We start from the raw sequence: 19,061 nt of genomic DNA on the forward strand, positions 1-19,061 counted from the left end.
TTTTAATAATATATATTTAAAATTCGTTTATGAAACTCTTTCGATCAAAGCCATGTAAAACCCGTCGTATCCTTCGCTTGGCATTACCTTTTCATCCTTGATCATTTTGAAATTCGGATTGTTTTTCAGAAATTCTTTTACCTGTTCATTATTTTCGGAAGGCAAAATAGAACAGGTCGCATATACCATTTTTCCTCCTGTTTTCAGCATTTTAGAATAATCCTGAAGAATCTGCTGCTGTTCTTTTTTAATTCGGTCTATAAAATCCTGATCGATTTTCCATTTGCTGTCCGGATTTCTTTTTAAAACACCCAGTCCTGAACACGGCGCATCAATTAGTAAACGATCTGCTTTATCGTGGAGTCTTTTGATGACTTTATTGTCCGAAATCAATCGGGTTTCGATATTATGAGCACCGGCTCTTTTGGCGCGTCGTTTTAGTTCTGCCAGTTTCCATTCGTAGATATCAAGTGCAATGATCTGTCCTTTATTTCCCATTAAAGCGGCAAGATGCAGGGTTTTTCCGCCGGCTCCGGCACACGCATCAACTACGCGCTGGCCTTCTTTTACATCCAGAAAATATCCTATTTTTTGTGAAGAAGCATCCTGAACTTCAAAAAGCCCTTCTTTAAAAGCTGTAGTAAGAAAAACATTCTTTTTCTCTTCGAGCTGTACCGCATCAGGATAATTTCTTACAGGGTAGGAGGTAACATTTTCATCAGCAAGATCAGAAATAAGTTCTTTGGTAGTCGTTCTTAATGAGTTGGCTCTCAGTACAGTCGGCGCCTGCTCGTTTAATGCATGCATTTCTTTCTCCCATTTCTCTCCCAATTCCTTTTCAAGGGTTTCTGCGAGCCAGTCGGGGATAGAATGTTCAATAGCCTTTGTAGGAACGGTGTTTTTTTTGAGTTTGGTAAGGATGTCAGCGATTTTTATCCCGTCAAATTCCTCAAACTTTTTATAATTGGTTTTGCTCCATAAAAGATAGGCAATCATCAGTTTGTAAATGTTGTTGGGCTTCACTCCTTCGCCCATATAGTATTCAAGGCGCTTTTTCCAACGGATGATGTTGTAGAAAATTTCAGAAACAACGGCTCTGTCCTGGCTTCCCCATTTTTTGTTTGCTTTTAAAAGTCTTTCGATCACTTTATCGGCATATTTGTTTTTCTCAAAAAATGTTTCCTGTAAAGCATCGTGAATACCGATGGCTAAGTTTCTGTGAATAAGTTCCATAAAATTGGGTTCTGCTATTTTGAATCTGCAAAAATACGAATTTAAGTTGAGACTTTTAAATTCAAAATTCTGAGTTCGGTATTTAAGGTTTCGTTATGTATTTGATATGTTGCCTTTGTGTACTGAAAGGTGAACAAATCACGTATGTCTTAATTCTTTCTTGAGTACAGTCTAACTCGTTTTGGGTATATCTCATGTTTTTAGATTTTAATTAAAAATATTAAAGAATTACCTTTGCAAAAAATTAATACAATGAGTGATTCTGTACTTTGTCCAAAATGTGGCTCCGAATTTACCTATCCGAGCGATGATTTAATGGTGTGTTCCCAATGTTTTTATGAATGGAATCCTGAGGAAGCAGCTGCAAGTGCGTCAGATTCGGGAAAGATTTTAGATTCAAATGGGAATGAACTGCAGGATGGAGATTCGGTAGTGGTTATTAAAGATCTCCCTGTAAAAGGAGCACCCAAGCCGGTGAAAGCCGGAACAAAGGTGAAAAACATACGCCTCAGACCGGACAGTGATCATAATATTGACTGTAAAATCGATGGTTTCGGCTCAATGGCCCTGAAATCTGAATTTGTGAAAAAGGCATAAAAAAAGGAAAGAATTGGACAGTGTAATCTTTCAAAAAACTAGATTGCAGAACTGCTAATTTTCGTTTTAGGAGGCAGAAAGAGAATTAACCAAAAATTTCCTTATGCTGTGGAGGTACAAATGTAAGAAAAAGTTTTATACGTGTTCTTGCATTTGTACTTTTTTTATACACAAATCCACAATAAGTATTGGGAAATGTGTTTATTATAAAAACATTTTGAGAATAAGCAGATTGGATATTCAATTTTTTTTCAGGAGCTTTTCCCGCTCTCGCTACTCGCTTTTTCCCGCAGAGGGTTTCGGCGGCGAAGCCGCCGAAACCCTCTGCGGGAAAAGAGCTCAGACAGGCCGCTTGATCGGGGCTAAAAAGGAAGTTTTTCTTTTGAAATCTACATCACTGAAAGGAAATATAGACTGTATTTGCGATTTTCTGATCGGTGTAGATGATCAGTTCTTTATTTTTTGCTTTTACTTTATTCCAGTAATGATTTCCGGCAAACCGGCTTTCCAGAACTTCAGCTTTAAAACCCGATTCGGAAATTTGTATTTCTTTAGGATAATAGGAAAATTTAGGAAGCTGAAAATCGGCAATTTCATACTCGTTAAAAATATTGACCTCGCCAAAAAGTTTGGCAACATAAGCATTATAGGGATTTTTGAAGGTCTGTTCCGGATTTCCTTGCTGGATGATTGCTCCGTTCTGCAATACGACGATCTCATCAAGCCACGGAATAATGTCCTGTAACTCATGCGTTGAAATAATCAGAGAAATACGCTGCTGCTTTACATAACGGAATAGTTTTTCCCGCAGTTCAATTTTCCTCGGAAAATCAAGGTTGCTAAAAGGTTCGTCAAGAATAAGCAGCTTTGGAAGCACGGAAAGTGCCCGCGCTATGGCAACCCTCTGTTGCTGTCCGCCACTCAGGTATTTTGGAAGAACATGGGCAAATTCTTCAAGTCCTACAACTTCAAGAAGTTCGGCTACCGTTTCTCTTTTTTTTGCGAGATTAATATTGGAAATAAATTTGCCTACATTTTCCGCCACAGTGGCGTAAGGCATCAGATCAAAATTCTGGGCAACAAATTTCATTTTCGACTCGCCGGGAACAAGATTTCCTTTCGGGCCGAGCAGTTTTTCATTATCAAAAACAATATCTCCGCCCTGCCAGTCGATAAGTCCGTAAATCAAACTTAACAAAGTAGATTTTCCGCACCCGCTCTCACCGGCAAGTGCGATAATTTTACCTTCGTCAAAATGCAGGTTAAGGTTCTGAAACAAAGGTTTTTCTACAGAATATGAAAAATAAAGATTGTTTATTTCTAATAGCATATTACAAATGTAATGAATTGAAATCTTTCTAGGAAAGAACAATTTTTTTTATTATTTTAGCGGGAGTATTAAAATTTCAAAGATTATGAAAAGAAAGCTATTTTCGGTAGTTTTTTCTGCTTTTTTAGCCGCATTTATCACCGTTTCCTGTAAAAAGGAAAAGCCACTTACAGGTGAGAGCAACGATGTGGCTACTGCTAAAGACGGTGCCCAGTTTACGGTAGATACTTTAAACAGTAAAGTAGAGTGGAAGGGATATAAAATTTTTAAATCTGAAAATACAGGCCATTTCGGTACCATTAAGTTTGAGAGTGGTGATGTAACGGTGAAGGATGCTAAGCTGCAAAGCGGAAAATTTGTGGCGGATATGACCTCCCTTACCTCTGAAGATCTGAAGAATGATCAGGGACAGCTGGAAAAACTCAACGGCCATCTGAAAAGCGGCGATTTTTTCGAAGTTGAAAAATTTCCTACGGCATCTTTTGAAATCACAAAGATTACTCCATCATCAGAAGGAGATTATAATACGGTTCTGGATGGAAATTTAACAATTAAAGGAATTACAAAACCCATTCAGTTCAAAGCAAATGTTTCCGTGAAGGAAGGGGTGGTAAGCATCGCAACTGAGCCTAAAGATATCAGCAGAGAAGAATTTGGTGTTCAGTTCCAGAGCCCTGTGGAGAACGGTGTAATCAAGGATGAGATCACCATTCAGATCAATGTGAAAGCTCTAGAAAAGAAATAAGAAAGACTGATTTTTTAAAGATAAAAGTACTTTTTTTATTTACGTGAAAAAGTGATTAAGGTCTGCCTCTTAACGGGGCAGATTTTTTAACAATTTAAGGAAAAATATTTCGCCGAAAAACCGTATTTTTGCAAAACATTCTGAAAGGGTAAAACAATGATAGAAAAGATAGAAGAGTTACTGGTTGAGGTAAACAGCTTCAATGCCACATCAAAAGAGGAGATTGAGAACTTCCGTATTAAGTATAATGGAAAGAAAGGAATCCTGAATGATTTTTTTGAAAAATTCAAAGAGGTTCCTAATGACCAGAAGAAAGATTTCGGGCAGAAGATCAACACTCTGAAACAAGCCGTTAATGTAAAACTGGAGGATTTAAAAAATGCTTCAGCATCTTCTGTTGTGATAGAAAAAGAAGATCTTACGAGACCTGCTTTTCCTTTGGAGCTGGGTTCAAGACATCCTATCAATCTGGTAAAAAACAGAATTATTGAGATTTTTAAATCTATCGGTTTTGCTGTGGCAGACGGACCCGAGATTGAAGACGACTGGCACAACTTTACCGCATTAAATCTTCCGGAGTACCATCCGGCAAGAGATATGCAGGATACTTTTTTTATCGAACAAAACCCAGATATTCTTTTAAGAACGCATACTTCATCTGTACAGATCCGTTATATGGAAGAAAATCAGCCGCCAATCAGAATTCTTTCTCCGGGAAGGGTTTTCAGGAATGAGGCAGTTTCTTCACGTTCACACTGTATTTTCCATCAAATCGAAGGTTTGTATATTGATGAGAATGTAAGCTTTGCAGACCTTAAACAGACTATTCAGTTTTTTACAACGGAACTTTTTGGAAAATCAAAAATCAGATTAAGACCTTCCTATTTCCCTTTTACGGAGCCTAGTGCTGAAATCGATGTGTACTGGGGATTAAATTCTGAAACCGATTACAGAATCACGAAAGGAACGGGCTGGCTCGAAATTATGGGATGCGGGATGGTAGACCCTGCCGTTTTGAAAAATGTAAATATTGATCCTGAAAAATATTCGGGGTATGCTTTCGGAATGGGAATTGAAAGAATCGTAATGCTTCTTTACCAGATGAGCGATATCAGAATGTTTTTTGAAAACGATATCAGAACGCTGGAACAGTTTAAGACTCTTTAATAGAAATTAATGAAATATATTAAAATCCTGTAAATTATTTTATAGGATTTTTTTATTATTTTTACACTCAAATTGCACCGATGTTTGAGAAATTAAGTTTTAGATCAAGAAGAATCGTTCACTATTCGTTGATTTTATGTATTTTACTTATACAGTTTTTAATTGCCGGATTTTTCTACAATGAGTTTATTACGAAGAAAAATTTAAAGTTTATTGAAAATCAACTAAAAGAAATTCATTCATTGGAAAACCTTACCGGTAACTCTAAAAAAGAATTGCTAAATGCACAGGTTGACTTTCAGAAATATCTTATAAATAATGATAAAAAATATCTGGAATCATACTTCCAATCTTTACGTAAACTTGATAAAAACCTTGATAGTATAGGCAACTATAAAAATAAATATCCGAGATTAAAAAGTGTGCTCATTTTAGAAAATGATAATTCTGCGAAAGTTCAAAGATTTAAAATTCTTATTGATTCCACCCAAGAATATTCTGCTAGCTCAAACTTTAAGGTACAAAATGTTTTCCCTGAAATCAGAAAGTATGATCTGGATTATGATTTTGGGAAGTTTAATATAGAAACCAAAACCTATTCTGATACCGTAAAGAGAAAGAAATTTTTCGGGCGTATAAAAGATGCAATATCAGGAAAAGAAAATGTGCGCAAAGACAGCACGGTTGTAACCATGAAGCAGGGAATTAATCCCAATTCTGCTCTCATAAAAGCTGATTTTGATAGTATTTTGAATATTGTTAATAAGCATTACACCGTACAGATAAAGCAGATACGGAACAATATAAGCCGGAAAGATAATAGCAACAGTGCTTTTTACAAGATATTCAGCAATCTACTGATGTATGGCAATAGTGTAATGAATATTTACGATTATGCAATTAAGAATTCGAGAAATGATCTGGAAAAAGAGTATTATAAGCAAAATTCAGCCAATAACAGAATCAGGATGAATCTTATTTTCGGAGCGATGATTCTTATGCTTGTGATATCCGTCCTTATCATGATGCTTACAAGCATCGCTTTTTCTTATGAGAAAAAATTAAAAGAAGCAAATCTTCAAATCAGTGCAAATCTCGAATTTAAGAACAGGGTCTTAGGGATGTTAAGCCATGAGCTGAGGTCTCCTTTAAAAATTATTGGTATTCTTATCAGCAGAATACAAGAAAAAACGGATGATGATGAAATTAAGGAATATCTCAAATCCATTGGTTTTACAAGTAATGCTTTGCTTCTGCAGTCTAATCAGATTTTAGAATATACCAAAAATCAAAACGTGAAAAATAAACTGATTCCCGTTGTTTTTAATCTCAATGATCAGATCACATCCATATTAAATTCTATTGAAGCCTATATAAAAACAAGGAATAATAAATTTATTGTTAATAAAGATATTGATTCAAATCTTATCCTATACTCTGATAACACAAAGATCTGCCAGATTTTCATGAATATTCTTGGCAATGCCAATAAATTTACAGAGAACGGACAAATAACGGTTAATATATATATTGAACAAAAAGACGAATCTGTTGTTACGATGTTCGCTGAAATTATTGATACCGGAGTCGGGATTGCTGAATCTGATCTTAAAAAAATATTTGAACCCTATTATCAGGGTGTTTTGTCCGAAGATATTGAAAATATCGGCGCAGGTTTAGGTCTCAGTTTATGTAAGGAATTGGTAGAGCTATATGAAGGTCAAATTTCAGTTAAAAGCGAACGTGGTAAAGGAACAGCTGTTTATTTTTCCGTTAATTTAAAAATCTATCATGATAACTAAAGACTGTAATCCAATTTTTATAATGTTGGCAGATGATCACACCCTCATACGCCAGGGAATGATATTTATATTGGATGCTGCGGGGCTTAATTATAAAGCATTCCATGCTTCAAACTTTGAGCAGATCAGAGATTGTATCAATAGCCATCACATTCATATTGCAATAATTGACGCTCATTTCCCCGAAGGAAACAGTCTTCAGATTGTATCAGAAATCAAAGAAAAAAATCCGCACATTAAAATTCTTATTTTTTCCGGAATAGATGAAAATATACATGCTCTCAAATATCTTAATGCAGGCGCGAACGGTTTTTTAAGCAAGCTCAGTGAAGAAGAAGAGATACAGCAGGCAATATTAGATATTATCAATAAAGGAGAATATATTTCCCCTGCAACACAGACACTGTTAATGAACTCCCTCAATAACCGGAATCTGGTTAACCCTCTATTATATTTAACGGAACGAGAGCTGGAGGTTGCCCGGATGTACTCGGCAGGTCTTGGAAATCTTGAAATTGCCAATATGCTGGATGTAAAGCAGAATACCATCAGTACAATTAAGAAAAGAATATTCAAAAAACTGAATATCGAAAATATCGTAGCACTGATTGAATTAATTAAAAATCATTCTTAATACAGTTGTAGAAAAATATCTACAATTATATCGATATATATCTAAAATATCTGTAGTGATTATATACTTATAGCGCTATATCTTTGTACCATAATAATCAGCTATTATTAATACCCTATTAAAACGATCTTTGATTCTAAGAACACAAATGATGAATTAAAAAAAGGGTCAAAGATCAAAAAAACGCAAATGATGAATTTTAAGTATATCTTCGGGGAAGTAGATATTCTTATTACGATCAGATGCAAAAAAAGAACCTCCGAAATTTTTCGGAGGTTTTTATTTTATTTTGTAAACTTTAAAGGATACTTCACATTACTATATCCGTCAATACTTGCCTTCAGGGATCCTACTGCAAGTTCAGCCTTCAGCATCATCGGAAGATGATTGGCATCATTGGTAACCCACATTGTAACGCCTTCTTTTTCTTTGAATACCCTTCCGCTTTTCACTGATGGAATGATTTTCAGACAATTGATGGTGCCGAATTTAGTCTTAAGATTTTCTGTTCCCGTTACCTTCAGCTGAAAAGGAAACATTTCATCATCAATCCAGACATTCATATTAATTACCGTACCTACTTTTAGTTCTGCAGGGCTTTTACTTCTTAAATAATAAAAACAGGAAAGCATGTCCTGTACGCCTTTTACAGATTTTATAACCTTTGATCCGTTTGCGGGTGTTTTTTTGTCCGTGAGAACCAATGTATTATTATCGTGGTTAAATGTCGTTTCAAGATGCTGGCGGTAGCTTCCTTCTTTTACATTTCTAACATAAAAACTCGGAAGTTCGGTATTCATATTAATATAACTTTCATAGAGATCATCAACTTTAAAAAACGCTCTTACGGCTCCCGTAGTTTGCCCGGTTCCTTTCACATAAAGATGAGGAACACCTCTGTACGCGGTTTTTCTGGCTGTTAAATTAGCGGTTCCTGCATTAAGGAAACCATAATGAATTCGCAGAGTGATAGATTCGCCATCTGCAATATTGGTAATCTGACTGAAACTTAATCCAAACAGAAAAACCATAAATACACTTAAAAATTTTTTCATAATCAAAATTTTACAAAAACACTGCCAAATACAATAACGTCAGATTCTTAAAGCTATTTGACAAATCTCAGTTTTTTATTTAGACTGAATTAAATATGCTTCGCATTAAAATTAGTAAATTTGCAGCCACAAGTATAATTAAATTATCTTACTATTATGATAACGACCGATATATTGATCATAGGAGCCGGGCCTACCGGGCTTTTTGCTGTATTTGAAGCAGGTTTATTAAAAATGAAGTGCCATATCATTGATGCACTTCCACAACCGGGAGGACAGCTGGCCGAACTTTATCCCAAAAAGCCTATTTTCGATATTCCGGGTTATCCATCTGTGAATGCAGGGGAGCTTATTGATAACCTGATGGAGCAGATCAAGCAGTTTCAGCCGGGTTTCACATTGGGAGAGACCGCTGTTTCTTACACCAAAGTTGATGATGAATGGTTTGAGGTAATCACCAATAAAGGAACCGTGCACAGGGCAAAAGCCATTGCCATAGCAGGAGGTTTGGGAACTTTCGAACCCCGAAAACCAACCATGGAGAATATTGCAGATTATGAGGAAAAAGGGCTTGAATACTTTGTAAAAGAACCTGAACATTTCAGAAATAAAAAAGTCGTGATCGCCGGAGGTGGAGATTCTGCACTGGACTGGAGTATTTTCCTTTCCAATGTAGCGAGCGAAGTAACATTGATTCACAGAAGAAATGAATTCCGTGGTGCTTTGGATTCCGTAGAAAAAGTTCAGGATCTTAAAAATCAGGGTAAAATAAAATTAATAACGCCTGCCGAGGTTACTGCCATTAAAGGTGATGGAAAAGTGGAAGCAATTACCGTAGCCGTTGACGGACAGGATCCTTATGATATTGAAACAGACTTCTTTATTCCGCTATTCGGACTGACGCCAAAATTGGGCGAGATCGGAAACTGGGGATTGAATATTGAGAAAAATGCAATCGTAGTAAACAATGCTTTAGATTACCAGACGAATATCGACGGAATTTACGCCATCGGAGATATCAATACCTATCCGGGTAAATTAAAATTAATCCTTTGTGGATTTCATGAAGCGACCTTAATGTGCCAGAGTGTATATAACAGACTGAATCCTGGTAAAAAATTCGTTTTAAAATATACTACCGTAAGTGGAGTAGACGGATTTGACGGAAGCCGAAAAGAAGCGGAGAAAGCAGTTGTGAAAAAAATTGACTAATTTTGTGTCGGTTGCAGGCCTTTTATTCAAAAGAACTGGCTGCTTGTCAACCATTACCAAAGAACTATCAACTAAAATGAGTGATATAAATATAAAAATCACCGACAGGGAAGGAGTTGCCCACGATATTGTAGCTCCAACCGATATGTCGATGAATTTAATGGAGATTATCCGTTCCTATGAACTTGCCGAAGAGGGAACCATCGGCGTATGCGGGGGAATGGCCATGTGTGCATCATGTCAGGTTTATGTGATCAACGATCCGGGGCTGGAAGAAATGGGCGCAGAAGAGGACGCTATGTTGGGTGAAGCTTTTCACGTGCAGGAAAACAGCAGATTGGGTTGTCAATTGCATATCGTTCCGGAAATGGAAGGTTTGGAAGTAGAAATTGCTCCTTATCCTTAGAAAATTTTATTTAAATTATACAAGCAACACCCGAAGAAAGTCTTCGGGTGTTGCTTGTATAATAGATTTATGTTTTATCCTTCGAGATCCATTTTCCCACCGTCGGAGCCTTATAATTTCTCATCATTTCCAGCAATTCATCAATAGTATCATTTATCAGAAGCATATCCCGGTTAATTTGTTTTAAAAATCCTTTATCAACCATATGTTGAACCAGTTTTATCAGGTCATCATAAAATCCGTCAATATTCAGAATACCGATCGGTTTTTGATGAAGTCCGAGCTGCGCCCACGTAATCATTTCGAAGAATTCTTCCAACGTACCGTAACCTCCGGGAAGTACGATGACGCCATCGCACAATTCATTCATTTTGGTTTTTCTTTCGTGCATGGTTTCCACCAAGATCAACTCAGTCAGCTGTTTGTGGGCAATTTCTTTGGATTGCAGAAAATAGGGGAGAACACCTACCACTTTTCCTCCGGCCTGTAAAGCGCTATCGGCAACGGCTCCCATAAGGCCCACATTTGCGCCGCCATAAACCAATTGTATATTATTTTTCGCCAGTGTTTGTCCAAGAAGTGCTGCCTGATCTTTATAAATCTCTTCCGAACCAAAACTTGATCCGCAGAAGACGGTGATGCTTTTCATTGTTAAATTAAAAAAAGTTAGAATTTTCTTTTATAGGGAGATTGTCTGTTTGAAAAGAATGATAAAATTTCCACAGTGCTATCATTTACACGATAATACATAGTGTTAAATTGTAGAATAATTGCCTTGTGAATGCCTTTGCTTTCGGATACAGAAAATATAAAAGGATTTTGAGATATAATTTCTATCGAACTTTCTATTTTATGGGCAAGCCTTCTAATCTCTTTATCTGTAAAGTTATTATGAAGATACTCTATAGTCTTCTCTAGCTCCTCTAAAGCATGTGGAGTCCAAAAGACTTTATAACCACTTTCCATATAACTTTCTGGCTTCGGAATGAGGTTTTAACTGCTTAGCATCGGCTTCTGAAATTCCTTTTTCAATTGATTTTTTCTCTTCTTCAGAGATTGAATTCCACCAGTCTTTAGTTTCCTCTTTTCTGAATTGGATCAGTTTTTTGATAATAGAAGTATCCTCCAATGTAGACAACCATTGAATTAATTCAAGTTTTTCATTGAGAGTCTGTGTGTTCATAATTGGTGTTATTTATTCAAATTTAAAAATTTTAAATAAAATCTGTAAAGATTTAGGAACAAAAATATCCAAAATCAAAATAATTTTGGATATTCAATATAGCAATTTTACAATTCTATTGTAAAGGAATATTGGCTAAAATATCTTTCGTGAAACTCCAGAATTTCTGTGCAGAAGGGATATTGGCTTTTTCATCAGGCGAATGTGCCCCTCTGATTGTAGGCCCAAAACTCACCATTTCCATTTCCGGATAATTGGCTCCGATAATTCCGCATTCAAGGCCGGCGTGGCAGGCTACAACATGAGGTTTTTCACCGAATTTCTCAGCATAAATATTTTCCATCAGCTTTACAATTTCTGAACCCGGTTTTGGCTTCCATCCGGGATATGAACCGCTGAACACCGTTTTCATCCCGGCAAGCTCAGCAACGGATTTTAGCTGCTCAGCTACAGAATCTTTTGAAGACTCTACTGATGATCTTGAAAGATTTAAAATTTTTAAATCACCTTCTTTCAATTCTACTCTTGCCACGTTGTTGGAAGATTCCACAAGATCTTTTACATCCGGGCTCATTCTGTAAACACCGTTGTGAAGTGACTTCAGCGTAAGGATGATTTTTCTTGAATCTTCTTCGGAAAGGGCCTTTTCTGATGTGGTTGAGCTTTCAATATTGATATGAAGATTAGGCTCTACGGTTGCAAACTCTTCAATAATTTCTTTTTTCAGTCCGTTGGTTACCTCTTCGATGAACTCCTGTGCATTTCTTACAGAAACAACAGCAACCGCCTCTCTTGGAATGGCATTTCTCAATCCGCCTCCGTCTATGGAAATCAGCTGAATATTTTCTTTGTCAAGAGCTTTATAAAGAATCCTTCCTAAAATTACATTAGCATTTCCAAAACCTTTATGGATATCCATTCCGGAATGACCACCCTGAAGGCCTTTTACTTCAATTCTGATGATTTGTCCTTTTGCTACTTCCGTATTATAATCCTGTGAAATAGTAACGTCAATTCCACCGGCACAGCCGATATCAATTTCGTCGTCTTCTTCCGTATCAAGGTTTAGGAGAATCTGCCCGGTCAGCTGTCCGGGTTTTAAACCTAAAGCTCCCGTCATTCCGGTTTCTTCATCTATGGTGAAAAGGGCTTCAAGATCAGGATGCGGAATATCTGTACTTTCTAGGATTGACATAATTGTAGCGACTCCCAGTCCGTTATCAGCTCCCAGGGTGGTTCCTTTTGCCTTTACCCAGTCTCCATCTACTTCCATTTTGATGCCTTCCGTTTCAAAATCAAAATTAACATCATTGTTTTTCTGGCATACCATATCCAGGTGTGATTGAAGAACTACAGATTTGCGGTTTTCCATTCCCGGTGTTGCCGGTTTTTTGATAATTACATTACCCGTTTCGTCAACCGTAGTTTCCAATCCTAAATTTTCACCGAATTCTTTGATGAACGCAATGACTTTTTCTTCCTTTTTTGATGGTCTCGGAACAGCATTCAATCGGGAAAAATTCTTCCAGATAATCTGCGGTTCTATATTAGATAGCTCCATTGAAATTTATTTTTCTCAAAATTACAAAATAAAAAATGCTTCCGGATTATCGGAAGCAGTATTTTTACCGTAAAGTGGCTGCTTTAGCATCCGCATTCACCGTAGATTGGTATTTTAACAACAGTTCCGTCAGGTTTTTCAATCGTGAGTGTTCCTTCAAAAAGCAAGGCTTCTTCACCCTTTATTTTTTTACCTTTTACGGAAATTTTATAATCATCATTTTCTATTTCTTTGGTCAGTTCATCATCGGCTTCCATATCGCTGGATGAAATAAGGTTGAGAACAATTCTTTTACCGTCAAGTTTCATGTATGCGGTTTTGCCGGCATCATCAGCGTAAATGTACTTTTCAGCAAGAAAATCTGCTTTGCTTTTGGCAAAATAACATGAACATTCTTTAATTTCCGAAGGAAAAGGAAACGTATCGACTGCAATTTTTCCAGATGAAGCAGCAACTGTCGCAGAATCCTGAACGGTCTGTACAGAATCTGAAGAAACCGAAGGCTGAGTATTTTGCTTTTGTTCCTTTTTACAGGCAACCAGCATAAAAGCAGAAAAGAAAATGATAAAATATTTCATTGTTTGTGGTTGTTAAAGGTTTATCCTCTTGCTCTCTCAAGAAGCGTCATCATTAATAAAGAGAGAATCACAAGACTTTCTTCTTCATCATCGATATCAATAAGGCGGTCAAGCTGAAATCTTCTTCCGAAGAATGACGGCATTTTTTTTAGTTTAAAGTATTCTTTTCCGTCGATGCCGGTAACGGTGTAGGAAGGGTTTAGGAAATATCCTGTGAACGCTCCAATAAGTGGAATCTCACCAACTACTCCGTCAAAGAATCTTACCCAGGCACTGTCTTCCTGAATTTTGAATTTCGGCTGATCGTTGGCATCCAGAACATCATAGCTGGCTTTCCACAGAGAACGCATTCCTTTTCTAGCCATTCTTCCGAAGTTTCTGCCGGTAGCAATTTCCGATAAAGAATAGGAAGCATTAAAATCAATCCACTGATTGGCTTTGATTCTGAAGAGCTCTTTGGTTTTGCTTTCATCATTAAAAACAATGACATCTTCCTTCAGCTTAAACATTTTCTGACGTACATATGCCACGTAGTTACCGTTTCTGTCCGTGATGTTAAAATCACTGGCCAATGTTGTAATCTTAAATTTAAAATCCAGGGGATAATTTAAATTGTTAAGTACCATTTCGTTTATTTTTCAAGTTAATATTTAGTGGATCAAAGATAATATTAATTGCTTTAAAACATGGGGTATCTTAACTTCATTTAATTTAAAAAGTAATTATTTTATGAACATTTAAGATTAATTTAGGCTAAAACCTCGAAAGCTTCTTTCGCCGCCGCACCAGGTTTTCCGGTAACCTTGAAAGTCTCCTGCACCCCTGCGACAAACTTTCCGGAGACCGGGAAAGTTCCCTGCACCCTGGTAACGGCTTTTCCGGTAACCGGGAAAGTCTCTTTCACCCCTGCAGCAACCTTTCCGGAAAGGGAATTGCTTTGGAGAATTCTGAATCTTTTTACTTATTTTTGTGTTATGGATTACCCTAGTAAAGTTTTGGCAAAAGCAGTGGATGAAATTTCCGGCCTCCCGGGAATAGGAAGAAAGACGGCCTTGCGTTTGGCGCTGCACTTATTAAAGCAGCCAGCCTCCAGATCGGTAAGTCTGGGAAATTCTCTCATCAGTCTTGTAAATGATATCAAATACTGCAAAGAGTGTCACAATTTTTCAGATTTTGAAATTTGCGAGATCTGTAGTAATCCGAAAAGGCATGACGAACTGATCTGTATCGTAGAAGACGTCCGCGATGTTATTGCCATTGAAAATACCGGAAAGTACACCGGAAAGTACCTGATTCTGGGCGGTAAAATTTCTCCCATGGAAGGCATCGGTCCTAGCCAGCTGAACATTCCGAGTATTGAAAAAAAACTGAATGAAGGAACAGTAAAAGAATTTATTTTTGCTCTGAGTGCAACCATGGAAGGCGATACCACAGCCTATTATATTTATAAAAAATTTAAAAATTTTAATATTAATTTTTCCAGCATTGCAAGAGGTATTTCTGTGGGTGATGAGCTGGAATACGCGGATGAAATATCATTAGGACGATCCATCATCAACAGGCTTCCGTATAATGAAGAAAAATCATAATCTTATATAAAAATTAGAATATGATTTCTGTAATAATTCCCATGTTTAATGCTGAAAAAATGATAATCAAAGCCCTTGATTCTATCAGAAGACAGGATTACGATCTGACTCAGTTTGAGATTATCATCATCGATGACGGTTCTACAGACAGCAGTAAAATATTGTCGGAAAATTACAGAGATACCCATTCTCAGTTAAAGATTAAAATCATCAGCCAGGAAAACGGCGGCGTTTCCAAAGCTAGGAATGCAGGTTTGAAAGCAGCAACAGGCCGCTATATTGCTTTTTTAGATTCGGATGATGAATGGCTTCCCGCAAAAACCAAAACGCAGATGAAATTTCTTGAAGATAAAAAACTGAATATCGATTTCATTACCTGCCTTAGAAACGGCGAAAAAATATGGTTCCCCTACCAAAAAAATAAATTCAACCTTGCCCGGATTACCCTGAGGAAATTATTGGTAAGAGTAGACGGCCAGACTTCCACTGCTTTGTTTAAAAGAAAAGTTTTGGAAAACACAGGGTTTTTTGATGAAAATCAGCGCTATTCGGAAGATGCCAATTACTGGATGAAAGTTTCCAAAAACAATTCAATGTACATTCTCGGTGAAGAACTTGTATTTACCGGAGGCGGAAAACGCTCTTTCGGGGCATCGGGACTTTCTGCTAACCTCCTGGAAATGGAAAAAGGGATACAGAAAAATCTTCGTGAGATGTATCAATTGAAAAGAATTAACTATCTTGAATATATTTTATTTTTTATATTCTCAAAATTAAAATATATTGTACGGATTTTTAAAAACAGTGTATGATCTATAAAATCTTTTGGGCGTTAAGGGCTGTTATCTATGCTCCTTTTTTCGGAAAATTTGGGTTCCCTTCATATTTGGGAAAACCGCTATTTCTGATGGGTACCCGAAAAGTTTTTATAGGCAAAAAAGTGCGTATCTTTCCCCATCTCAGAATGGAAGTACACCGTAACGGAAGCATTCATATACAGGATGATGTGGTGATTTCCCAGAATGTACATATTACCTCTGCGGGAAATCTTACCATCGGAAAAAGCTCATTGATACTGGCGAATGTTTTTATTACAAATATTGACCATGATTACCAAGAACTCAATAAACATATCGTAAAGCAGGAATATCTTGTAAGTGAAACCATAATCGGAGAAAATTGCTATATTGGTATGGGAGCGGCTATCATGGCGGGAACCAGGCTTGGAAAGCAATGTGTTGTGGGGGCCAATTCTGTGGTAAAAGGAGAATTTCCGGATTATTGTGTTATCGTAGGAGCTCCGGCAAAAATGGTTAAAAAATATAATTTCGAAACCCAAAAATGGGAAAAAGTAATATAAAAATATGGAGAAGATTCTGATCACGGGAGGAGCCGGATTTATAGGAAGCAAGCTTTCTCTGGAACTTAAGAAAAAAGGTTATGAAGTTACGGTTCTGGACAATCTTTCTTCCCAGATTCACGGAAAAAATCCGGAAGAAGATTCTCCGTTGTACAGAAGTATTTCAGGTAAGGTAAACTTTATCAAAGGCGATGTGGTGAATTTGGAAGACTGGGAAAAAGCCATCGACGGCCAGGAAGTAATCGTACACCTCGCTGCGGAAACAGGAACCGGGCAATCAATGTACCAGATCGAAAAATATACGGAAGTCAATGTTTCCGGAACGGCAAAGATGCTGGATCTTCTGGTGAATAAACCGCACCGTGTAAAAAAAGTAGTGATTGCATCTTCCAGAGCGGTATATGGTGAAGGAAAATACCTTCATCCGGAATTAGGTTTAATTTACCCGAAACCAAGAAATACAGAAGAAATGCGCAATGGTATTTTTGAAATCATTTATCCGGACGGACAGATGCTCAGGGCTTTGCCTACGGATGAAGAATCGAAAATACATCCCACCTCCATCTACGGAATTACAAAATATACCCAGGAACAAATGGTCATGACCGCCTGCTCGTCAATGGGAGTAGCACCAGTAGCGGTAAGATTTCAGAATGTGTACGGGGAGGGGCAGTCTTTACTGAATCCCTACACCGGTATTTTATCGATATTTTCATCGCAGATTCTTAACGGAAATGATATCAACGTTTTTGAGGACGGAAATGAATCCAGAGATTTCATCCATGTCGATGATGCTGTGAGGGCTACCATAAAATGTATTGAAAATGATGCGGCAAACGGAGAAATCTTCAATGTAGGTACGGGTGTTTCAACTTCAGTGACTACGGTAGCGGAAAATCTCAGGAAGTTCTATAATATCGATTTTAAAATTAATGTTTCCGGACAATTTCGTTTAGGGGATATCAGGCATAATTTTGCAGATATCAGCAAAATAAAATCAAAACTGAATTTCCGGCCGGAAATCTCTTTTGAAGAAGGTATGTCAAAATTTACCAACTGGGTGCTTCAGCAGAATATCCAGGATGTAAAATTCAAGGAATCTTTAGATGAAATGAAAGTAAAAGGACTTTTAAAATGATCAATTTACATGGCAAAAAAATACTTTTTTTATCAGTCAGTTTTTTTAATTATGAGAAAGCCATAGCAAAAAGACTTTCTGAACTGGGAGCGGAAGTGGATCTTTATGACGAGAGACCCTCCAATTCAAACTTTTCCAAAGGAATTATAAGGCTGAATAAAAGATTTTATCATTTAAAAATAAATGAATATTATAACCGGATTTTAAATGAAATTCAGGGCAAAAAATATGATTTCTTCTTTTTAATAAAGGGTGAAGCCATACCTACTTTTTTTCTCGAAAAAATTAAGCAGGACAATCCTGAAATGGAGATGATTTATTATAATTTTGATCCGTTGAAAGAATATCCTAATCTTATTGCTCATCTTAAATATTTTGATAAAAAATTTACTTTTGAATATAATGATGCGGTACAGTTTAATCTGAAATTCAGACCATTATTCTATCTGGATGAATATGAAAATCTGAATCAGAATCCTGAACCGTCAGAATATGATCTCGTATTTATCGGAAGTGCCCATACAGACCGATATATTGTGGGAGAGCAGGTAAGAGCTATTGCAGACAGGTTTCATCTGAGATCTTATTTTTACTATTACGCCATGGGAAGAATTGCTTTTCGGCTGAAAAAGATGATTGATAAAAATCTTAAACAATTTGATATTACTAAAGTAAGTTTTAATAAACTGAATCATCAGCAGATCATTGACTTTTACAAGAAAACAAAATCTGTTCTTGATATCAACAAACCTTTTCAGAATGGTTTAACGATCAGGACATTTGAGGTTCTGGCTTCAGGAAAAAAACTGATTACCACCAATTCTGATATCAAAAATTACCCCTTCTATAATCCGGATAATATTTTGGTTATCGACAGGGAGAACATTCAGATAGATCCAGAGTTTTTTAAAACAGATTTCAAGGAAATGGACACGGACATTCTGTATAAAATGTCCCTTAATTCTTTTATTGAGTGTATTTTTGGTGATTCTCAGGATGTCTACTGGAATGGTTTCAGGAGTAAAGGCTAAATTTCAAAGTGCAGTATGAAAATCATAAAAAACAAAAGCAACTCCTGAGAGTTGCTTTCTTTATGTAAAAATATTATTTGCTTATTTCGTTGGCGCAGGAGTCTGAGCCGGAGCTGTTGTGGTAGTAGCGGAAGCCGGAGCAGAAGATTGCTTAGCCGGAGCTCCTTTCGAAGCCGGAACCTGTGCAGGAGCGGCAGCTGAAGGTTTACCCGTAATTACAACGCTTAAAAGAATAAGAACGATGATTGTTCCTCCTAATGTCCAGGTTGCTTTTTCCATAAAGTCGTTGGTTCTTTGTACTCCAAACTGTGCAGAAGATGCTCCCCCGAAAGTGCTGGAAAGACCTCCTCCTTTTGGATTTTGAGCCATAACGATGATTACCAGAAGAATGCTGGCGATCATAATAAGAACCATCAATAGTATAAATATAGAATCCATTA

23 protein-coding genes are annotated in these 19,061 nt (G+C 36.9%); 12 read left to right on the forward strand and 11 right to left on the reverse strand.

What is annotated here, in order from left to right:
• Nucleotides 1-27 precede the first annotated feature (27 nt).
• Entirely contained in the window at nt 28-1,233 is a 1,206-nt protein-coding gene (locus HHL20_RS17465; protein ID WP_169232449.1) for an RsmB/NOP family class I SAM-dependent RNA methyltransferase, read from the reverse strand.
• Nucleotides 1,234-1,485: 252 nt separating this feature from the next.
• Here HHL20_RS17465 and HHL20_RS17470 point away from each other — a divergent pair, with 252 nt between their 5' ends.
• Nucleotides 1,486-1,830, forward strand: coding sequence for a zinc ribbon domain-containing protein YjdM (locus HHL20_RS17470; RefSeq protein WP_169232450.1), 345 nt, complete (start codon nt 1,486-1,488; stop codon nt 1,828-1,830).
• Nucleotides 1,831-2,224: 394 nt separating this feature from the next.
• Here the strand turns inward: HHL20_RS17470 and HHL20_RS17475 are convergent, their stop codons facing one another.
• Nucleotides 2,225-3,160, reverse strand: coding sequence for a sulfate/molybdate ABC transporter ATP-binding protein (locus tag HHL20_RS17475; protein WP_169232451.1), 936 nt, complete (start codon nt 3,158-3,160; stop codon nt 2,225-2,227).
• A gap of 85 nt (nt 3,161-3,245) precedes the next feature.
• Between HHL20_RS17475 and HHL20_RS17480 the strand changes: the two genes are divergently transcribed.
• The 4 genes from HHL20_RS17480 to HHL20_RS17495 all read left to right on the forward strand — a co-directional run bounded on the left by HHL20_RS17480 (nt 3,246) and on the right by HHL20_RS17495 (nt 7,508).
• Nucleotides 3,246-3,905: a YceI family protein gene (locus HHL20_RS17480; protein ID WP_169232452.1), complete on the forward strand. Its 660-nt coding sequence runs from the start codon at nt 3,246-3,248 to the stop codon at nt 3,903-3,905.
• A gap of 156 nt (nt 3,906-4,061) precedes the next feature.
• Nucleotides 4,062-5,072, forward strand: coding sequence for a phenylalanine--tRNA ligase subunit alpha (gene pheS / locus HHL20_RS17485; protein ID WP_169232453.1), 1,011 nt, complete (start codon nt 4,062-4,064; stop codon nt 5,070-5,072).
• An 80-nt stretch (nt 5,073-5,152) separates the two neighbouring features.
• Complete coding sequence (locus HHL20_RS17490) at nt 5,153-6,874, forward strand: sensor histidine kinase (RefSeq protein ID WP_169232454.1); 1,722 nt, start codon at nt 5,153-5,155, stop codon at nt 6,872-6,874.
• On the forward strand, nt 6,864-7,508 hold the full coding sequence (locus HHL20_RS17495; RefSeq protein ID WP_169232455.1) for a response regulator transcription factor: 645 nt from the start codon (nt 6,864-6,866) through the stop codon (nt 7,506-7,508). Before HHL20_RS17490 ends, HHL20_RS17495 begins: the two co-directional genes overlap by 11 nt.
• Nucleotides 7,509-7,792: 284 nt before the next feature.
• Here the strand turns inward: HHL20_RS17495 and HHL20_RS17500 are convergent, their stop codons facing one another.
• Nucleotides 7,793-8,563 carry a DUF3108 domain-containing protein gene (locus HHL20_RS17500; RefSeq protein WP_169232456.1) on the reverse strand — a complete coding sequence of 257 codons (771 nt, stop codon included), beginning with the start codon at nt 8,561-8,563 and terminating at the stop codon, nt 7,793-7,795.
• A 156-nt stretch (nt 8,564-8,719) separates the two neighbouring features.
• Here HHL20_RS17500 and HHL20_RS17505 point away from each other — a divergent pair, with 156 nt between their 5' ends.
• Both HHL20_RS17505 and HHL20_RS17510 read left to right on the forward strand, forming a co-directional pair.
• Nucleotides 8,720-9,775 (forward strand): NAD(P)/FAD-dependent oxidoreductase, encoded by a 1,056-nt coding sequence (locus HHL20_RS17505; RefSeq protein ID WP_169232457.1) that lies wholly within the window; start codon nt 8,720-8,722, stop codon nt 9,773-9,775.
• A gap of 76 nt (nt 9,776-9,851) precedes the next feature.
• Nucleotides 9,852-10,181: a 2Fe-2S iron-sulfur cluster-binding family protein gene (locus HHL20_RS17510; RefSeq protein WP_169232458.1), complete on the forward strand. Its 330-nt coding sequence runs from the start codon at nt 9,852-9,854 to the stop codon at nt 10,179-10,181.
• Between the two features lie 67 nt (nt 10,182-10,248).
• On the opposite strand, the gene HHL20_RS17515 is transcribed toward HHL20_RS17510, so the two are convergent.
• The 7 genes from HHL20_RS17515 to HHL20_RS17545 form a co-directional block, all read right to left on the reverse strand.
• Nucleotides 10,249-10,830, reverse strand: coding sequence for an LOG family protein (locus HHL20_RS17515; RefSeq protein ID WP_169232459.1), 582 nt, complete (start codon nt 10,828-10,830; stop codon nt 10,249-10,251).
• A 17-nt stretch (nt 10,831-10,847) separates the two neighbouring features.
• Nucleotides 10,848-11,147, reverse strand: a complete 300-nt coding sequence (locus HHL20_RS17520) for a type II toxin-antitoxin system RelE/ParE family toxin (RefSeq protein ID WP_169232460.1) — start codon at nt 11,145-11,147, stop codon at nt 10,848-10,850.
• The gene (locus HHL20_RS17525; protein WP_169232461.1) at nt 11,131-11,364 is read right to left on the reverse strand and encodes a hypothetical protein; all 234 of its coding nucleotides are present in this window, start codon (nt 11,362-11,364) and stop codon (nt 11,131-11,133) included. The genes HHL20_RS17520 and HHL20_RS17525 overlap by 17 nt, the downstream gene beginning before the upstream one ends.
• Nucleotides 11,365-11,479: 115 nt before the next feature.
• Nucleotides 11,480-12,925: an aminoacyl-histidine dipeptidase gene (locus HHL20_RS17530; RefSeq protein WP_169232462.1), complete on the reverse strand. Its 1,446-nt coding sequence runs from the start codon at nt 12,923-12,925 to the stop codon at nt 11,480-11,482.
• 83 nt (nt 12,926-13,008) lie between these two features.
• Complete coding sequence (locus tag HHL20_RS17535; RefSeq protein WP_169232463.1) at nt 13,009-13,503, reverse strand: hypothetical protein; 495 nt, start codon at nt 13,501-13,503, stop codon at nt 13,009-13,011.
• A 20-nt stretch (nt 13,504-13,523) separates the two neighbouring features.
• A complete protein-coding gene (locus HHL20_RS17540; RefSeq protein WP_169232464.1) occupies nt 13,524-14,129 on the reverse strand; it encodes an LURP-one-related/scramblase family protein in 606 nt (201 codons plus the stop codon).
• A 122-nt stretch (nt 14,130-14,251) separates the two neighbouring features.
• On the reverse strand, nt 14,252-14,407 hold the full coding sequence (locus HHL20_RS17545) for a hypothetical protein (RefSeq protein WP_169232465.1): 156 nt from the start codon (nt 14,405-14,407) through the stop codon (nt 14,252-14,254).
• Between the two features lie 70 nt (nt 14,408-14,477).
• Here HHL20_RS17545 and recR point away from each other — a divergent pair, with 70 nt between their 5' ends.
• The 5 genes from recR to HHL20_RS17570 are packed head-to-tail and all read left to right on the forward strand — an operon-like array spanning nt 14,478 to nt 18,621.
• Complete coding sequence (recR, locus tag HHL20_RS17550; protein ID WP_169232466.1) at nt 14,478-15,092, forward strand: recombination mediator RecR; 615 nt, start codon at nt 14,478-14,480, stop codon at nt 15,090-15,092.
• A gap of 20 nt (nt 15,093-15,112) precedes the next feature.
• A complete protein-coding gene (locus HHL20_RS17555) occupies nt 15,113-15,904 on the forward strand; it encodes a glycosyltransferase family 2 protein (protein WP_169232467.1) in 792 nt (263 codons plus the stop codon).
• Nucleotides 15,901-16,452, forward strand: coding sequence for an acyltransferase (locus HHL20_RS17560; RefSeq protein WP_169232468.1), 552 nt, complete (start codon nt 15,901-15,903; stop codon nt 16,450-16,452). The genes HHL20_RS17555 and HHL20_RS17560 overlap by 4 nt, the downstream gene beginning before the upstream one ends.
• Nucleotides 16,453-16,456: 4 nt before the next feature.
• Nucleotides 16,457-17,590, forward strand: a complete 1,134-nt coding sequence (locus HHL20_RS17565) for an NAD-dependent epimerase/dehydratase family protein (RefSeq protein WP_169232469.1) — start codon at nt 16,457-16,459, stop codon at nt 17,588-17,590.
• The gene (locus HHL20_RS17570) at nt 17,587-18,621 is read left to right on the forward strand and encodes a CgeB family protein (protein WP_169232470.1); all 1,035 of its coding nucleotides are present in this window, start codon (nt 17,587-17,589) and stop codon (nt 18,619-18,621) included. The genes HHL20_RS17565 and HHL20_RS17570 overlap by 4 nt, the downstream gene beginning before the upstream one ends.
• 81 nt (nt 18,622-18,702) lie before the next feature.
• Here HHL20_RS17570 and secG read toward each other — a convergent pair whose 3' ends face one another.
• Nucleotides 18,703-19,059, reverse strand: coding sequence for a preprotein translocase subunit SecG (gene secG, locus HHL20_RS17575; RefSeq protein ID WP_169232471.1), 357 nt, complete (start codon nt 19,057-19,059; stop codon nt 18,703-18,705).
• Nucleotides 19,060-19,061 lie beyond the last annotated feature (2 nt).

The sequence above is a fragment of the Chryseobacterium cheonjiense genome, assembly GCF_012927265.1.
Lineage (GTDB): Bacteria > Bacteroidota > Bacteroidia > Flavobacteriales > Weeksellaceae > Chryseobacterium > Chryseobacterium cheonjiense.

Bases quoted from the DNA above. Each gene is read 5' to 3' on its own strand.
- HHL20_RS17465 (WP_169232449.1), bottom strand. From the start codon at position 1,233: ATGGAACTTATTCACAGAAACTTAGCCATCGGTATTCACGATGCTTTA.
- HHL20_RS17470 (WP_169232450.1), top strand. From the start codon at position 1,486: ATGAGTGATTCTGTACTTTGTCCAAAATGTGGCTCCGAATTTACCTAT.
- HHL20_RS17475 (WP_169232451.1), bottom strand. From the start codon at position 3,160: ATGCTATTAGAAATAAACAATCTTTATTTTTCATATTCTGTAGAAAAA.
- HHL20_RS17480 (WP_169232452.1), top strand. From the start codon at position 3,246: ATGAAAAGAAAGCTATTTTCGGTAGTTTTTTCTGCTTTTTTAGCCGCA.
- pheS (WP_169232453.1), top strand. From the start codon at position 4,062: ATGATAGAAAAGATAGAAGAGTTACTGGTTGAGGTAAACAGCTTCAAT.
- HHL20_RS17490 (WP_169232454.1), top strand. From the start codon at position 5,153: ATGTTTGAGAAATTAAGTTTTAGATCAAGAAGAATCGTTCACTATTCG.
- HHL20_RS17495 (WP_169232455.1), top strand. From the start codon at position 6,864: ATGATAACTAAAGACTGTAATCCAATTTTTATAATGTTGGCAGATGAT.
- HHL20_RS17500 (WP_169232456.1), bottom strand. From the start codon at position 8,563: ATGAAAAAATTTTTAAGTGTATTTATGGTTTTTCTGTTTGGATTAAGT.
- HHL20_RS17505 (WP_169232457.1), top strand. From the start codon at position 8,720: ATGATAACGACCGATATATTGATCATAGGAGCCGGGCCTACCGGGCTT.
- HHL20_RS17510 (WP_169232458.1), top strand. From the start codon at position 9,852: ATGAGTGATATAAATATAAAAATCACCGACAGGGAAGGAGTTGCCCAC.
- HHL20_RS17515 (WP_169232459.1), bottom strand. From the start codon at position 10,830: ATGAAAAGCATCACCGTCTTCTGCGGATCAAGTTTTGGTTCGGAAGAG.
- HHL20_RS17520 (WP_169232460.1), bottom strand. From the start codon at position 11,147: ATGGAAAGTGGTTATAAAGTCTTTTGGACTCCACATGCTTTAGAGGAG.
- HHL20_RS17525 (WP_169232461.1), bottom strand. From the start codon at position 11,364: ATGAACACACAGACTCTCAATGAAAAACTTGAATTAATTCAATGGTTG.
- HHL20_RS17530 (WP_169232462.1), bottom strand. From the start codon at position 12,925: ATGGAGCTATCTAATATAGAACCGCAGATTATCTGGAAGAATTTTTCC.
- HHL20_RS17535 (WP_169232463.1), bottom strand. From the start codon at position 13,503: ATGAAATATTTTATCATTTTCTTTTCTGCTTTTATGCTGGTTGCCTGT.
- HHL20_RS17540 (WP_169232464.1), bottom strand. From the start codon at position 14,129: ATGGTACTTAACAATTTAAATTATCCCCTGGATTTTAAATTTAAGATT.
- recR (WP_169232466.1), top strand. From the start codon at position 14,478: ATGGATTACCCTAGTAAAGTTTTGGCAAAAGCAGTGGATGAAATTTCC.
- HHL20_RS17555 (WP_169232467.1), top strand. From the start codon at position 15,113: ATGATTTCTGTAATAATTCCCATGTTTAATGCTGAAAAAATGATAATC.
- HHL20_RS17560 (WP_169232468.1), top strand. From the start codon at position 15,901: ATGATCTATAAAATCTTTTGGGCGTTAAGGGCTGTTATCTATGCTCCT.
- HHL20_RS17565 (WP_169232469.1), top strand. From the start codon at position 16,457: ATGGAGAAGATTCTGATCACGGGAGGAGCCGGATTTATAGGAAGCAAG.
- HHL20_RS17570 (WP_169232470.1), top strand. From the start codon at position 17,587: ATGATCAATTTACATGGCAAAAAAATACTTTTTTTATCAGTCAGTTTT.
- secG (WP_169232471.1), bottom strand. From the start codon at position 19,059: ATGGATTCTATATTTATACTATTGATGGTTCTTATTATGATCGCCAGC.